The organism is Nonomuraea sp. NPDC050404, from assembly GCF_040655495.1.
Taxonomy (GTDB): Bacteria; Actinomycetota; Actinomycetes; order Streptosporangiales; family Streptosporangiaceae; genus Nonomuraea.
The window spans coordinates 180482-196585 of the sequence record NZ_JBFAKB010000024.1 but is presented as its reverse complement, the minus strand read 5'-3'; the positions used below and the strand labels follow the sequence as shown (position 1 = coordinate 196585).

The 16104-nt window shown below is 68.6% G+C and carries 11 protein-coding genes; 5 read left to right on the top strand and 6 right to left on the bottom strand.

Annotated features, from left to right (window positions below; translation table 11 throughout):
• Window positions 1-110 precede the first annotated feature (110 nt).
• The 5 genes from AB0I81_RS47230 to AB0I81_RS47210 form a co-directional block, all read right to left on the bottom strand.
• A complete protein-coding gene (locus AB0I81_RS47230) occupies window positions 111-1019 on the bottom strand; it encodes a 5-dehydro-4-deoxyglucarate dehydratase (RefSeq protein WP_360672499.1) in 909 nt (302 codons plus the stop codon).
• Between the two features lie 13 nt (window positions 1020-1032).
• Window positions 1033-1803, bottom strand: a complete 771-nt coding sequence (locus AB0I81_RS47225; RefSeq protein ID WP_360672496.1) for an IclR family transcriptional regulator — start codon at window positions 1801-1803, stop codon at window positions 1033-1035.
• A gap of 66 nt (window positions 1804-1869) precedes the next feature.
• A complete protein-coding gene (locus AB0I81_RS47220) occupies window positions 1870-2649 on the bottom strand; it encodes a carbohydrate ABC transporter permease (RefSeq protein ID WP_360672493.1) in 780 nt (259 codons plus the stop codon).
• A 904-nt stretch (window positions 2650-3553) separates the two neighbouring features.
• Window positions 3554-4483, bottom strand: coding sequence for a sugar ABC transporter permease (locus tag AB0I81_RS47215; RefSeq protein WP_360672490.1), 930 nt, complete (start codon window positions 4481-4483; stop codon window positions 3554-3556).
• The gene (locus AB0I81_RS47210) at window positions 4480-5793 is read right to left on the bottom strand and encodes a sugar ABC transporter substrate-binding protein (protein WP_360672487.1); all 1314 of its coding nucleotides are present in this window, start codon (window positions 5791-5793) and stop codon (window positions 4480-4482) included. The genes AB0I81_RS47215 and AB0I81_RS47210 overlap by 4 nt, the downstream gene beginning before the upstream one ends.
• A 136-nt stretch (window positions 5794-5929) precedes the next feature.
• Here AB0I81_RS47210 and AB0I81_RS47205 point away from each other — a divergent pair, with 136 nt between their 5' ends.
• From AB0I81_RS47205 to AB0I81_RS47195, 3 genes are all read left to right on the top strand, one after another.
• Window positions 5930-6724: an NAD(P)-dependent oxidoreductase gene (locus AB0I81_RS47205; protein ID WP_360672485.1), complete on the top strand. Its 795-nt coding sequence runs from the start codon at window positions 5930-5932 to the stop codon at window positions 6722-6724.
• 97 nt (window positions 6725-6821) lie between these two features.
• Window positions 6822-7784, top strand: coding sequence for a LacI family DNA-binding transcriptional regulator (locus tag AB0I81_RS47200; RefSeq protein ID WP_360672482.1), 963 nt, complete (start codon window positions 6822-6824; stop codon window positions 7782-7784).
• Complete coding sequence (locus tag AB0I81_RS47195; protein WP_360672480.1) at window positions 7781-8722, top strand: aldose epimerase family protein; 942 nt, start codon at window positions 7781-7783, stop codon at window positions 8720-8722. Before AB0I81_RS47200 ends, AB0I81_RS47195 begins: the two co-directional genes overlap by 4 nt.
• Before the next feature lie 170 nt (window positions 8723-8892).
• On the opposite strand, the gene AB0I81_RS47190 is transcribed toward AB0I81_RS47195, so the two are convergent.
• Window positions 8893-11364 carry a SpoIIE family protein phosphatase gene (locus AB0I81_RS47190; RefSeq protein ID WP_360672477.1) on the bottom strand — a complete coding sequence of 824 codons (2472 nt, stop codon included), beginning with the start codon at window positions 11362-11364 and terminating at the stop codon, window positions 8893-8895.
• Window positions 11365-11459: 95 nt separating this feature from the next.
• On the opposite strand from AB0I81_RS47190, the gene AB0I81_RS47185 reads away from it, so the two are divergent.
• Together AB0I81_RS47185 and AB0I81_RS47180 are read left to right on the top strand one after the other, a co-directional pair.
• Window positions 11460-15485 (top strand): HAMP domain-containing protein, encoded by a 4026-nt coding sequence (locus tag AB0I81_RS47185; protein WP_360672474.1) that lies wholly within the window; start codon window positions 11460-11462, stop codon window positions 15483-15485.
• On the top strand, window positions 15482-16096 hold the full coding sequence (locus tag AB0I81_RS47180; RefSeq protein WP_360672471.1) for a response regulator: 615 nt from the start codon (window positions 15482-15484) through the stop codon (window positions 16094-16096). Before AB0I81_RS47185 ends, AB0I81_RS47180 begins: the two co-directional genes overlap by 4 nt.
• Window positions 16097-16104: the final 8 nt, after the last annotated feature.

Below are 16104 nucleotides of genomic sequence, written 5' to 3'. Positions count from 1 at the left end.
AGAACGCCCGCCCGTTCACCTGGACCAAGAACGCCGACCAGATCATCAGCGCCATCGGCCGCTACTGCGCTCGAATTTCTGGACCAGGACACTAGTGGGTCTGGGGTGGGTTAGGTGTGGGCTATTTGTAGGCCGCTGTTGAGGATTTGAGTGAGGGTTTCTAGGTGGTCGGGGGTTGGGTCTACCAGTGGGGGGCGTACGCTGCCGGCGTTTAGGCCGCGGAGGCGTACGCCGGCCTTGATCAGGGAGACTGCGTAGCCGGGTACGCGGTCGCGTAGTTCTACCAGCGGTAGGTAGAAGTCCGTCAGGAGGTGTTGGGCGCGGACTTCGTCGCCGCCTGTTATCGCCTTGTAGAAGGCCAGGGAGATTTCGGGGGCGAAGGCGAAGACTGCGCTGGAGTACAGGGTCACGCCGAGGCCACGGTAGGCGGGTACGGTCAGTTCGGCTGTGGGGAGGCCGTTGAAGAAGGTGAAGTTGTTCTGGGTTTTTCGGCGTACGGTCAGGATGATGCGTTGGAGTAGGTCGAAGTCGCCCAGGCCGTCTTTGAAGCCGATGATGTTGGGCACGTCGCGGGCCAGGGTGGCTACTGACTCGGGGGTGAAGCGGGCGGTGCCGCGCTGGTAGATGATGACGGGCAGGCCGCCGGCCTCCGTGACCTCGCGGACGTACTGGATCAGGCCGTTGGCGGGGCCTGTCGCCAGGTAGGGAGGCATCAGGAGCAGGCCGTCGGCGCCCCGTTCGGCGGCGGCGCGGGCGAAGGAGCGGGCGGTGGGGAGTGGGCCGCCGGCTCCCGCGAAGACGGGGACGCGGCCGGCGGTGGCCGCGACCGCGGTCGACACCACGCGGGTGTACTCCGCCAGGTCCAGGGCGCTGAACTCGCCGGTGCCGCAGGCCGTGAACACTCCTCCTGCTCCGGCCGCGACTCCCTGGGCGACGTGGCGGGCCAGGATGGGTTCGGCGAGGCTGCCGTCGGGTCCGAAGGGGGTCACCGGGAAGAAGAGAACGCCGTCTAGCCGCATCAACGAATCCTTTCTAGCGGATGCCCTCCCTGCGAAGAGTGGCAGCCAGCTTGCGGGTGTGTCTGATTACCGCGTCGGTGATCTGCTCGATCCCGCCGGGGCCGAGTGCCGACGGCATCGAGCAACTGATCGCGTCCGTGGCCGGGATGCGGTAGTCGACGGCCACGGCCACGCAGGCCAAGCCCGGCGTGCCCTGTTCGCGTTCGTACGACCAGCCCCTCGTGCGTACCTGGTCGAGCTCTCCTGTGAGCTTGGTGAGGTCGGTGATCGTGTGCTCGGTGAGCGCCGTCAGCGGCTGCGGCAGCAGCGCTCCGACCTCGTCATCGGTGAGCTGGGCGAGCAGCACCTGCCCGAGCGCCGTGACGTGCGCGGGCAGCCGCCGGCCCACCCTGGGGATGATGTGGTCTGCCTCGCGTGACTCCCTGGTCGCCAGGTAGAGCACGTGCGCCCCGTCACGGCGGGCGAAATGTACGGTCTGCCCGATCTCGTCGCGCAGGTCCTCCAGGCAGTCCTGGGCGAACGGCAGCGCGGGATCCTTGTCGAGGTACGCCGTGCCGGTCAGCAGCGCGTGCGGCCCGATGCCGAACGCCGACCTGGCCGAGTCGGTCTCGACCCAGTTGAGCTCGACCAGTGTCCGCATGAGGGCGTGCAGACTGCTGCGGGGAAAGCCGGTCCGCTGCTGGAGCTCCGACAGTGTCAAACTGTCGTGCGACTCGGCCAGCGTCTCCAGGATGCGTACGGTCCGCTCCGCGGACTTGACCAGCGGGGGCTGCTCCATGCTCATCCCATCTCGTATCCTCGGCGGCTTCGGGCATCCAGAATATTGGATGCCGTCCAGATATATGGACAACTATCCCTTTACCGCGCCGCTTGTCAGACCACGCATGAACTGCCGCTGGAACGCCAGGAACGCGATGATCGAGGGCAGGAGCGCGAGCAGCGAGGCCGCGAGCAGCACACCGATGCCGACCTCCTCGTCCGAGCGGAGCGAGCGCAGTGCGATGGGCAGTGTCCACATGTCGGACTCCGGCGCGACGATCAGGGGGAGCAGGTACTGGTCCCAGATCATGGTGAAGCCGAAGACGCCGATCACGCCGAGTGCCGGGCGGCACAGCGGCACGATGATCGTGGCGAAGATGCGCAGCTCACCCGCGCCGTCGATGCGCGCGGCCTCCTCCAGTTCGACCGGCACCTCCTTCATGAACTCGGTCATGACGAGGATGGAGAAGCCCCAGGCGCCGACGGGAAGGATCATGCCGGCGTAGGTGCCGATGAGGTTGATGTTGAACAGCGGCAGGTCGGCCAGCACGAGGGAGAGGGGGATCGCGATGATCTCCTCGGGGAGCATCATCGTGGTGAGCATCAGCAGCATCACGAACGTCATGCCGCGGAACTTCTTGCGGGCGAGTGAGTACGCGGCGAAGACGCTCACCAGCATCTGCAGGAGCAGTCCGAAGCCCACGACGATGAAGGAGTTGAGCAGGTAGAGGTAGACGTTCTTGTCCGCGGCCTGGATGAAGTTCTCTAGGGTGAATTCGTCCGGCCAGAAGGAGAACGAGGTCGGGTCGAGGGTCTTGCTGAAGCTGCTCATCAGGAGCCCGACCAGCGGTCCGGTGAAGACGACCACCATGAGGCCGTAAATGATGATTTTTCCGAATATCGCCAACGGTCCCCGACGTGATTCCAGGCCCAAGGCGCTGTCGAACCTCATGACGCCTGCCTCCTGAGGGGGTTGATGGTGGTGGTTGGCGGGGCGCTGGTGGCCGTGGTTGTGCTGGTGCTCGTGGGCTCAGCTGTGGTCAGGGTCGGGATCTGCGACATACCGGGCGGGGCGGTGTCAGGTTCCGGGGAGCGGCGTCCGGGGTCGGGTTCCGGGGAGCGGCGTCCGGTGTGAGATCTTGCGGCGGCGGGCCGAGGGGTCTCGAAGGGCGCGCTCATGGTTGGTGAAGTGCCAGGTTGCGCGGGGTGGCCTGGGTGGGGGAGCGGTGTGCTGTCGGCCGGTGGGATGTGCGGCGGGATGTGCAGGGGGGTGTGCGGTGGGGCGTCGGCTGCCGGAAGACGCGGTGTGGTGCCGCGCGCTGGAAAGAGCGGCATGGTGCCGTGCGTCGGGAGGCGCGGGGTGGTGCCGTGCGTCGGGAGGCGGGGGGTGGTGCCGTGCGTCGGGAGGCGGGGGGTGGTGCCGTGGGTCGAAAGGTCAAAAGCGGCGCGGCGTGCCGGGGAATCTGAGGCGGCGCCGCGTGTCGGGAAGCCTGGGGTGGCGTTGCGTGTCGGGAAGCCTGGGGTGGCATTGCGTGCCGGGAAGCCTGGGGTGGCGTTGCGCGTCGGGAAGCCTGAGGTGGTGCCGCGCGTCGGGCAGTCTGAGGTGGTGCCGCATATCCGGAGCTGCGGGGTGGTGTTGTGGGTCAGGGGATGTGGGGTGGTGCCGCGTATCCGGAACCGCAGGGCGGTGTTGTGCGGAGCGAGGTCGGGTTTCGCGGAGAGGGAGGGCGAGGTGCGGGTGGGCCGGCTTGTGGGGCCGGGTTCGTGGCTCGGCCTCATGTCGTCTGCCTTCTGCGCAACATCTGCACGACCACGGTGAGCGCCAGCGTGGCCAGGAACAACACGATCCCGCCCGCCGAAGCAACCCCCAGCTCGTTCTTCTGGAACCCGAGCTTGTAGATCAACGTCATCAGCACCTCGGACGAGCCGTTCGGCCCGCCGTTCGTCAACACGTACACCTCGACGAACACCCGCAGCCCGCGGATGGCCGCCAGCGTGAACAGGATCCAGAACACCGGCCGCAGCGCGGGAAGGGTGATGTGCCGCAGGCGGCGCCAGGTCGAGGCGCCGTCCACGGCGGCGGCCTCGTACAGGGTGCGGTCCACGCCGACCAGGCCGGCCAGGAAGATCATCATGTCGTACGGGGTGCCGCGCCAGATGCTCATCAGCATGATCGACCACAGCGAGGAGTCCTCGCTGGCCAGCCACGGCTGCGGATCGATGCCGACCCAGCCGATGACGACGTTGAGCATTCCGCTGTCGGCGGGGTGGAACATGATGCGCCACACCTCGGCCACGGCCGCCATCGTGGTGACGACCGGCAGGAAGGCCGCGGTTCTGATGAACCACAGGTACCGGGCCGGTCCCTCGATGAGCAGGGCCAGGCCGAGGCCGAGCACGATGGAGCCGACCGTGGTGCCCAGCGCCAGTACGACGCTGTGCCAGATGGCCGCGCCGAACTCCTCGTCGCTGATGATCGTCTGGTAGTTCTGGACGCCGACCCACTCGTCACCGAGAAAGGTCTGCACCTTGAACAGGCTCTTCCACAACCCGACGAACATCGGGATGAACTTGAAGTACAGGAAGAGCAGCAGCGCGGGCGCCAGGAACAGCCAGGCGATCAGCGGCCCCCGCCACCGCACCAGTTTGGGCGGGTGGCCGGGGGCCGCCGATCGGCGGCGTGCCGGGGCGATGGTGGAGGTCATGACGCTTTCTGGCTCTGCAGTTCCTGGGTGAGCTTGGTGTTGAGCTCATCCATCGTCGTCTTGACGTCGGCGGAGCAGTTGGCCCAGACCGCGTTGATGCTGTCGGCGGAGGTCTGGCGGATCGGCGCCCAGTTGGGCACCGGCGGGGCGTAGACGGCGTTCGCGTACGACTCCTGGAACACCTTCCAGCCCGGATCCTGACGTTCCGCGGCCATGTCCACCGTGGTGTTGACCGGCAGGCGGACGATGGCGCCGTTGGCGTCCTTGTTCATGCCGATCTTCTGACCCTCGGGAGAGATCGCGAACTCGGCGAACTTCTTCTGCGCGTCCTGGTTCTCGGACCCGGCCATGATGTAGACGTTCTCGCCCTCGCCGAGCGTCCCCGGGCCGCCGGACGGGCCCTTGGGCACGGGCAGGACCTCGATCTTGTCGGCGCCGATGGCGGTGACGAACCTGGCCAGCACGTACGGCCCCACCACGTAGATGCCGCCCTGGCCCTTCTCGAACACCTCGTGCGTGACGGTCGTGTCGTTGCTGACGGCGCCGGGGTTGACGGTCTTGGTCTTGCAGAACTGGTCCTGCAGGTACTGCACGGCCTCGACGGTCTTGGGGTCGCTCACCGTGGAGGTGAACTTGCCGTTGCCGGCGGACTTGATGAAGTCGCCGCCGTTGGCGTAGATGAGGGAGGAGGCGTACCAGGAGGCGTAGCCGCGCTTGGTGCCCGCGGGGGCGACGAAGCCGGAGGTGTCCTTCTGGCCGTTGCCGTCGGGGTCCTGCTCGGTGAACGCTACGGCCAGCTTGGACAGATCCTCCCAGGTGGCGGGCGGTTCCATCTTGACCTTCTCGCGCCAGTCCTTGCGTACGATCAGCGCGAACGACTGCGCGGAGAACGGGGCGGCGTAGAACTTGCCGTCGCTGCCCGTGGCGGCCTTCCAGGCGGTCTCGGCGAGCTGGTCGCCACCCGCGAGCGTGGCCTTGTCGACTTCCTGCAGCCAGCCCTGCGTCTGCATGTTGCCGAGCTGGGCGGTGTCGTTGATGACGATGTCGGGCAGCTGCTTCTGCGCCGCCTGCTGGTTCAGTTTGGTCTCGAAGTCGTCGAAAAGGGCGACGACTTTCGTCTGCACTCCACTGGCCTTGGTGAAAGCGTCAGCGAGCTTCTTGGCGGTCTTGGCGGACTCTGAATCGGCCGCCTGTCGGATCCAGATCTCTAATGTTTTGTCCGAGGCCGATGTTGATTCCCCGGAACCGCAGCCTGTCAGTCCAACGGCCAGAGTCGTGACGATCGCGACTCCCAGCAGACGACGTGACATCAGACCGCCTCCTGTTCACATATGTGGACGAGAGTCGTGGACTTGGATGTGTGCCTGTGAACGTAACTAGTGGCATGGCTCACGGTCAATATTCAAGGATGTGAATTTCAGTCAGGTTCGTGTACATCATGGATGCATGCGCATTCTCATGACAGGGGCCGCAGGAAAGGTCGGGACGCTGCTTCGGCCGCGTCTCGCCCGTGAGGGCCGCACGCTGCGGCTTTCCGACCTCAATCCGATCGAAACAGGCCCTGGGGAGGAGTGGGTGACGGCCGATCTGGCTGACCAGGACGCCGTGGCCGAGGCGATGAAGGGTGTGGACGCCGTGCTGCACCTGGGCGGCCAGAGCAGGGAACATCCCTGGGCCGACATCGTGCACGCCAACATCAACGGGACCCAGGTCCTGCTTGAGGCGGCTCGGAAGGAGGGCGTCGAGCACGTCGTGCTCATGGGCAGCCACCATGCCGCCGGTTTCCATCCCAGGCCGGAGAACGGCGAGGATCTGCCCGACTACGCCTTCCCGCGGCCTGACACTTTCTACGGCGTGAGCAAGGTCGTCATGGAGGCCCTGGGCAGCCTCTATCACGACCGTTTCGGCATGAACGTGACCGTGGTCCGGCTCGGCACCTGCAACGAGGGCCCGGTCGACACGCGCGGCCTGGCCACGTGGATCTCCGCCGACGACCTGACCAGGCTGGTCGAGGCGGGCCTGACCGCGCCCGGCTACCACGTCGTCTGGGGCGTCTCGGACAACCCGCGCCGCTGGTGGTCGCTGGAGGAGGGCAAGACCATCGGGTACGTCTCGCGCGACTCCTCCGAACCCTTCACCGCGGCCCTCCTCGCCGAGCACGGCGAGCCCGATCTGTCCGACCCGGTGCACAGGCACGCCGGCGGCATCTTCACCGTGAACGAGCTCGGCGGCAAATGGTGACCCCCTGACCTGTCAGCAACCGGTTGCAAGAACCTTGACGGCGCCAAGCACAAACGTCAAGGTTTGATCTGGCAACCGTTTGCAAGGGAGGGCGGCGATGGCGGCGACGATCAAGGACGTGGCCCGCGCCTGCGGCGTCCATGTGTCCACCGTGTCCCGTACCTTCTCCGCGCCGCACCTGGTCAATCCTGCCACCAGGAGCCGCGTGCTGGCCGCCGCGGACGACCTCGGCTACCGCCCCAACCGGGCGGCCAGGGCGCTCACCACGGGACGCACGTTCAACATGGGCCTGATCGTGGCCGACATTTCCAACCCGTTCTTCCCGCCCCTCATCAAGGCCGCCCAGGCGCAGGCCAGGGGGCGGGACTACCACGTGTTCGTGGCCGACACCGACGAGGACCCGCGCGTCGAGGAGGAGCTGATCAGGACGTTCACCAAGCAGGTGGACGGCGTCCTGCTGTGCAGCCCCCGGCTGTCGAACAAGATGATCGAGCGCCTGGCGGAGGACGTTCCGTTCGTCGTCATCAACCGGCGCATCAAGGGCATGCCCGCCGTCCTCATGAACGTCGCCCAGGGCGCCAAGCTCGCCCTCGACCACCTCGCCGGGCTCGGCCACCGCAGGATCGCGCTCGTGTCCGGCCCGATCGGCTCGTGGACCAGCAACGAGATGCAGGGTGTGGCGGCCGAGGCGCAGGGGCTCGACCTGGTCTTCTTCGGTCCCAACCAGCCGACGGAGGCCGGCGGCCTGGCCGTGGCCCCCGAAGTGGCCGCCTGCGGCGCGAGCGCGGTGCTCGCGTACAACGACCTTGTCGCCCTCGGCCTCATAGAGGGGCTGTCGGCGATGGAGATAGGGGTACCAGACCAGATAAGTGTGATCGGGTTCGACGACATCCTGCCGGGACGGCTCAACCGTCCCAAGCTGACCACGGTGGCCATGCCCGCCGTGGCGGCGGGCAGGATGGCCGTCGATCTACTGCTGCAATCAGGGGGCGAGGGCGCGACAGTGACCCTCGACACCGCCCTCATAGTCCGCGAGTCCACGGGAAGGGCACAGACATGAACTTCGGAACACTGCCGTCGGGTGAGCAGGTCGAGTGCGTAGCGCTGTCGTCGGGACGGCTGCGCGCCGAGGTGCTGACCTACGGCGCCATCGTGCGCACGCTGGAGGTGTCCGGGGTCAATGTCGTGCTCGGGCTGGACACGCTCGATGACTACCTCACCCGCAGCCGCTACTTCGGCGCCGTCGTCGGCCGGTACGGCAACCGCATCGCCGACGCCCGCTTCACCCTCGACGGGGTCGAGTTCACGCTGCCGGCCAACAACGGCCCCGCCAGCCTGCACGGCGGCACCGAGGGCTTCGACAGCAAGGTGTGGACGATCGCCGAGCGCACGGACTCCTCCGTCACGCTCACGCTGACCAGCCCCGACGGCGACCAGGGCTACCCGGGCACGCTGACCGCCTCGGTCACCTACACGCTGGCCGACGACGCGCTGCGCATCGACTACACGGCCGAGACCGACGCGCCGACGGTGGTCAACCTGACCAACCACAGCTACTTCAACCTCAAGGGTGGCGGCGACGTGCTCGACCACGTCGTGCAGATGGACGCCGAGCACTACCTGCCGGTGGACGAGAACAAGATCCCCACGGGCGAGCTGGCGCCGGTCAAGGGCACGCCGTTCGACTTCACCGAGCCGCACGCGGTGGGCGCGCGGTACGACGGCGCCTACGACCACTGCTTCGTGTTCAACGGCGAAGGCGGCCGGGCCAAGGTGACCGGCGGCGAGCTGACCATGGAGGTCACGACCACCGAGCCGGGCGTGCAGTTCTACTCGGGCAGCATGCTCGACGGGGTCGCCACGCCGTACGGGCCGTTCGCCGGGTTGTGCCTGGAGACGCAGCACTACCCCGACGCGCCCAACCAGCCGCAGTTCCCCTCCACGGTCCTGCGGCCGGGCGAGCGCTACACCTCCACAACGGCCTACCGCTTCATCTGACGCAGGCCGTCGAAGTCTGAGGCTCGCGGCCGAAGTCTGAGGCTCGCCGTCGGAGTCAGAGGCTCGCGGCCGGAGTCTGAGGCTCGCCGTCGGAGTCTGAGGCTCGCCGTCGGAGTCTGAAGCTCGCCGTCGGAGTCTGAGGCTCGCCGTCGGAAACTGAGGCGGGGGACCTACCGGTTCATCTGATGCAGCGCCGCCGAGGCCTTGATCACCAGGAGGGCCACGTCGTCCTGGGAGGGCTCGGCGGCGAACGTCTCCACGGCGTGCCGCACCCGCTCGGCCACCGCGTGCGCGCTCAGCCCCGTGCACCCCGACAGCAGCGCCGACAGCCCGTCGCGGTCGTCCAGCAGCCGGTCGCCGTTGCGCCGCTCGGTCACGCCGTCGGTGACGCACAACAACACCTCCTCCGGCGCCAGTTCGAACGACTCCACGTAGAACCTGGCGCCGGCCTCGATGCCGAGCAGCAACTGCGGCGTCGCCATGGCCTCGACCTCGCCGTTCGAGCGCAGCAGGAGGGGCGGCGGATGGCCGGCTGAGGCGATCGTGCACAACGCGCCGCCCTGCGGGAGCGGGGTCAGCTCCCCGCACAGCAGGCTGAGGAACCTGCCCTCCTCGCCCTCCTCCAGCAGCGCGTGGTTGAGCCGGTCGAAGATGTCGGCCACCGTGTAGTGCTCCTTGGCGAGCAGGCGTACGGCATGCCTGGCCAGACCCGTGACCGCGGCCGCCTCGGGGCCGCTGCCGCACACGTCGCCCAGCGCGAAGCACCAGTGGTCGCCCACCGTGAACAGGTCGTAGAAGTCGCCGCCGACGTCCGCGCCCTCCTCGGCCGGCTCGTAGACCACCGCGGACTCCAGCCCCGGCATGGGCGCCACGCGCATCGGCAGCAGGCTGCGCTGCAACACCCGGGAGGTGGTGGCCTGCCTGGCGTACAGCATGGCCGTGTGCAGGTTGAGCGCCACCAGGCGGCACAGGTCCGCCAGCAGGTCGGCCAGCTCCAGCGGCAGCGTCGGCTCGGCCCGCCCGATCACCAGCGCGCCGTGCGAGCGGCCCTGGGTGAGCAGCGGGAAGGCCAGCACCGACTCCGGGCCCACCGGCCAGCTCACCTCGTTGAGCGCGGTACGGGGGATGGCGGGCAGCGACTTGCGTAGATCGGCGTTGTGGCTCTCCTCGCTGTGCCAGACATGGGCGAGCCTGGTCATGCCGGTCAGATCGGTCAGATAGACCGCCGCCCAGGTCGCGATCTTGGGCACCACGAGCTGCGCGGTCAGCGCCGCGATCAATTCCTCGTCGTGCACGCCCGCCAGCAACTCGCCGGCCTCGGCCAGGAACGACAGCCGGCCGCGGTGCGCGCGGTCCTGCTCGGCCAGCCGCTCGCGCTGCACGGGGATCGCCACCTGGTCGGCGATGTGCTGCAGGCTGACCGTGAGCTCCTGGTCGAAGCGGTTCGGCTGGGCGGCGGTGACGACGAGGTAGCCGACCACCTCGCCGGACACCAGCAGCGGCGCGCACGCCAGCGACCTGGCGCGCAGTTGCTGAGCCAGCTCGACGTCGCCTGCCAGCAGGTCCTCGATCATCGCCGGCGCCTTGCGGTCGGCGCCGAACACGCCCGTGGCCAGCACCCCGACCAGTCCGGGGGTCGCGCCCGCGCCCGCCGCCACGCCGAACCGCCGTCCGCCTTCCGCGCAGAGCAGCACGTACGAGGCGTCGCCGCCGCTGGCCACCTGCACGATCTGCGCGATCGTGCTCAGCAGCTCCGCGAACGGCATGTCCTGGTCCAGCAGGTCCTTGATGCGCCGGCCGGGCTCGCTGCGCAGTGGCGCGGGCGGCGGCGTCAGCACGTAGCGGTGGTCGCTGGCCACGATCATCCAGATCGACCGGCGTTCCCCGGCGTGCCCCCGGGTACGCAGGTGGGAGATGTAGACCGGGACGAGCCCGCCGTCCACGTGCCGCATGCGGGCCTCGCCCCGCCAGCGGCCCAGGCCCAGCGTGTCGGCCAGCGACAGCGCGTACGGGCCGTGGCCGCGCCAGGCCACCATCTCCTTCAGCGACCGGCCGATCGTCTGCTCGGCGGGCCAGCCGAGCAACTGCTCCGCCTCGCGGTTCCAGGACTCCACCACGCCGTCGAGGTCGGAGACCACCACGCCGACGTGCAGGGTGTCCAGCGGCGCCGCGACGGGGCCGGAGATGAGGCCGGGCAGTGGCACGGGCTCGGGCAGCTCGGAGCACTCGCTGAGCTCCATGCGCACCCAGACGCGTTTGGCGGTCCTGGTGTAGGTGACGCCCCAGGCGTCGGCCAGCATCCCGGCCAGCGCCAGGCCGCGCCCCGACGTGGCCAGGGGATCGTCGCCCGAGGCCGAGTGGCCGGAAGGGCCGGACGGGATGGTGCGGGTGGGGTGGTGGTCGTCGACCTCGATCTCGAGTTTCGCCGGGCTGGCGTCCACGTCCAGGCGGCAGGTCAGCTCCACGCCTGTGCCCGCGTGCACTACGGCGTTCGTGACGAGTTCGCTGGTCAGGAGCACGGCGTCCTCGGCCAGATGGCTCAGGCGCCATTCGCCCAGCACCTGGCGGACGAACTTGCGCGCGTGCGCCGGTGCATGGGCGGTGCCGTCGAAGGCCGTGCTCGACACCCGGGTCGTGTCCACTCTGCGTCCTAGAACATCACTCGATGTGGCAGTTCGGTCACTCTCAGAGTGGCAGACTGATGCCGCTGATACCTCCAGTTGTGAAGAAGGCCGCCATGGTCGCGCAGTTGGATTCCCCGTACACGCAGGGCTTGCTGCACCCGTCGGCCCTGCGTCCCCTGCTCGTAGCCCTGCAGGGGCTGCGGGACGGCAACTGCCGCACAAGGCTGGAGCCACCGGACGATCCCGTCCTGGCCGAGCTGGCGATCACCTTCAACCAGGTGATCGACCGCAACGAGCACCTGTCGAACGAGCTGCTGCGGCTGCGTACCGAGGTGGGCAGGCGCGGGCGGCTCGACGAGCGGCTCAGTCCCAGCCCCGGCACCGGGAGCTGGGCGGTCAACGTGGCCGCCGTCAACACCCTCATCGACGCGCTCGTCATCCCGGCGGCCAAGGCGACCAGGGTGCTCAACGCGGTCGCCGACGGGGACCTGTCGATGCGGGTGGACCTGCAGGAGGACGGCCGGCCGCTGCGGGGCGGCCTGCGCCTGATGGGCAACGCGGTCAACCGCATGGTCGAGCAGCTCGCGCTGTTCTCCGGCGAGGTGACCAGGGTGGCGCGCGAGGTCGGCACCGAGGGCAGGCTCGGCGGCCGGGCCAAGGTGCAGGGCATGTCGGGAAGCTGGCGCGACGTGACCGAGGCGGTCAACGCCATGGCCGGGCGGCTGACCGCCCAGGTGCGCGACATCGCGGTCGTGACCACCGCCGTGGCCAGGGGCGACCTGACCAGGCAGGTGACGGTCGAGGCCACCGGTGAGCTGCTGGAGCTGAAGCTGACCGTCAACACGATGGTGGACCAGCTCTCGGCGTTCGCCAGCGAGGTGACCAGGGTGGCCCGCGAGGTCGGCACGGAGGGTCAGCTCGGCGGCCGGGCCGAGGTCAAGGGCGTGCTCGGCACCTGGAAGGACCTGACCGACAACGTCAACTTCATGGCCTCCAACCTCACCACCCAGGTGCGTTCGATCGCCCAGGTGACCACCGCCGTGGCCAACGGCGACCTGTCCAAGAAGATCACCGTGGACGCGCGGGGCGAGATCCTGCAGCTCAAGGACACGATCAACACGATGGTGGGGCAGTTGTCGGCGTTCGCCGACGAGGTGACGCGGGTGGCCCGTGAGGTGGGTACGGAGGGCCGGTTGGGTGGTCAGGCGCAGGTGCGGGGGGTGAGCGGGGTGTGGAAGGACCTGACCGACAACGTCAACTTCATGGCCTCCAATCTCACCGAGCAGGTCCGCGACATCGCCCAGGTCGCCACCGCCGTCGCCCAGGGCGACCTCAGCCGCAAGATCAGCGTGGACGTCAAGGGCGAGATCCTGCAGCTCAAGGACACCGTCAACACGATGGTGGGGCAGTTGTCGGCGTTCGCCGACGAGGTGACGCGGGTGGCGCGTGAGGTGGGTACGGAGGGCCGGTTGGGTGGTCAGGCGCAGGTGCGGGGGGTGAGCGGGGTGTGGAAGGACCTGACCGACAACGTCAACTTCATGGCCAGCAACCTCACCAGCCAGGTACGCAGCATCGCCATGGTCACCACCGCCATCGCCAACGGCGACCTGACCAAGAAGATCACCGTGGACGCGCGGGGCGAGATCCTCCAGCTCAAGGACACCATCAACACCACCGTCGACAAGCTGTCCGCCTTCGCCGACGAGGTGACGCGGGTGGCCCGTGAGGTGGGCACTGAGGGCCGGTTGGGCGGTCAGGCGCAGGTGCGGGGGGTGAGCGGGGTGTGGAAGGACCTGACCGACAACGTCAACTTCATGGCCAGCAACCTCACCAGCCAGGTACGCAACATCGCCCAGGTCGCCACCGCCGTGGCCAACGGCGACCTGTCCAAGAAGATCGACGTGGACGCGCGGGGCGAGATCCTCGAACTCAAGACCACGATCAACACCATGGTCGACACGCTGTCGTCGTTCTCCTCCGAGGTGACCAGGGTGGCCCGCGAGGTCGGCTCCGAGGGCAGGCTGGGCGGCCAGGCCGAGGTCGAGGGCGTCTACGGCACCTGGGAGCGCCTCACCAAGAACGTCAACGAGCTGGCCGGCAACCTCACCACCCAGGTACGCGCCATCGCCGAGGTGGCCAGCGCCGTGGCCCAGGGCGACCTGAGCCGCTCGATCAGCGTCGAGGCCAAGGGCGAGGTCGCCGAGCTGAAGAACAACGTCAACCTCATGGTCGCCAACCTGCGCGAGACCACCCGCGCCAAGGACTGGCTGGAGAGCAACCTGGCCAGGATCGCCGGCCTCATGCAGGGGCACCGGGACCTGGTCGAGGTGGCCGACCTGATCCTGCGCGAGCTGACGCCGCTGGTCAACGCCCAGTACGGAGCCTTCTTCCTGGCCGAGGCCGACTCGCTGGACGGCGCGCTGGCCTTCATCGCCGGGTACGGCGCCGCCCACGACGTGCTGCCGGGCCCCGGCACCCCGGGTCCCGGGCTGATCAGGCAGGCCGCCCTGGAACGCAAGCGCATCCTGCTGGAGGACGTGCCGCCCGGCTACATCAAGGTGCACTCGGGGCTGGGGGAGGCCGCGCCCGCCAGCGTGGTCGTGTTGCCCATCGTGTTCGAGGAGAACGTGCTCGGCGTGATCGAGCTGGCCTCCTTCAGCCGGTTCAGCGACGTGCACCTGGCCTTCTTCGACCAGTTCGTGGTCACCATCGGCGTGGCGATCAACACCATCATCGCCAACTCCCGCACCGAGGCCCTGCTGTCGGAGTCGCAGCGCCTGGCCCAGCAGCTCCAGGGCCGCTCGGACGAGCTGCAGCGCCAGCAGGCCGAGCTGCGCAGGTCCAACGCCGCGCTGGAGGAGAAGGCGCACCTGCTGGCCACCTCCTCCCGCTACAAGTCGGAGTTCCTGGCCAACATGTCCCACGAGCTGCGCACGCCGCTCAACAGCCTGCTCATCCTGGCCAGGCTGCTGGCGGACAACCCCGAGGGCAACCTGTCGGAGCAGGAGGTCGAGTTCGCCGGCACGATCCACAACGCCGGCAGCGACCTGCTGCAGCTCATCAACGACATCCTCGACCTGTCCAAGATCGAGGCCGGGCGGATGGACGTGCGGCCGGAGCGGCTTCCGCTGAGCAAGGTGCTGGAGTACGTGGACGCCACGTTCCGCCCGCTCACCGTGGACCGCGGGCTCACGTTCGAGATCGAGATCGGCCCCGGCACCCCCCGCGAGCTGTACAACGACGAGCGCCGCCTCCAGCAGATCCTGCGCAACCTGCTGTCCAACGCGATCAAGTTCACCGCGTCGGGGGAGGTGCGCCTGACGGTCACGGTCGCCGAGGACCGGCCGGATCCGGACGGACGGCCGATGATCGCCTTCGCGGTGCGCGACACCGGCATCGGCATCGCCGCCGACAAGCTGCCGGCCATCTTCGGCGCCTTCCAGCAGGCCGACGGCACCACCAGCCGCAAGTACGGCGGCACGGGCCTGGGCCTGTCGATCAGCAGCGAGATCGCCCGGCTGCTCGGCGGCGAGATCCACGCGGGCAGCAGCCCGGGCCGGGGCAGCACGTTCACGCTGTACGTGCCCGCCCGGTGCCCGGCCGCCAGCGTGGCGGGCGAGCCGGAGCCACCCGCCGAGACGGCCGAGTCCCGCACGTCCCAGGCCGACTGGCAGGCGGACGGCGAGGACCCGTGGCCGTCGGCCGCCAGCCTCATCAAGCTGAAGGACGGCCCGCTCGGGACCGCCTTCACCGGCCGCCGGGTGCTCATCGTGGACGACGACATCCGCAACGTGTACGCCCTGACCCACGTGCTCGGCCGCCTCGGCATGGAGATCGTCTACGCCGAGAACGGCAGGGAGGGCATCGAGGCGCTGGAGCGCGAGGAGGACATCGCGCTCGTCCTCATGGACGTGATGATGCCCGAGATGGATGGCTACGAGACGCTGATCGCCGTGCGGGAGATGCCCAGGTTCGCCGACCTGCCGATCATCGCGCTCACCGCCAAGGCGATGCCGGGCGACCGGGAGAAGACGATCTCCTGCGGCGCCTCCGACTACGTGCCCAAACCCGTGGACCTCGACCAGCTCCTGGAGGTGATGCGCGGATGGCTCGCGGGCGAACGGATGGATGAGCGATGAACCGACAGGTCAAGATCCTGCTGGTGGACGACAACGACGAGAGCCTGGTCGCGCTGGAGGCCGTGCTGCGCCCGTTGCAGCAGGTGCTGTTCAAGGCCAGGTCGGGGCCCGAGGCGATGAAGCTGATGTTGCGCAACGACTTCGCGGTCGTGCTGCTCGACGTGCTCATGCCCGGCATGGACGGCTTCGAGACCGCCGCCCACATCAAGCGGCTCGACCAGACCCGCGATGTGCCCATCATCTTCCTGACCGGGACCGAGCCGAGCTCGGGCGCGGCCTTCCGCGGTTACGCGGTGGGCGCGGTCGACTACATCACCAAGCCCTTCGACCCGTGGGTGCTGCGGTCCAAGGTGGCGGTGTTCATGGAGTTGTTCCGCAAGACGGCCATGCTGATGGAGCAGGCGGCGCTGCTGCACCAGCTCGTCCAGGACGACGAGGCGCTCGCGGGGTTCGCGCTGCGGCTCGGGGCGGTGGAGTCACGGCTGGCGGGCTTGTCGGACGGCGCGGTGGGGGATGAGGGAGTGCGGGAGGCGGTCAAGGATCTGGCCGATCGGGTGGCGGCCATGCAGTCGGCCTTCGAGGCGGTCTCGACAGTACGCGCGAAAGAGTGATCCGCAAG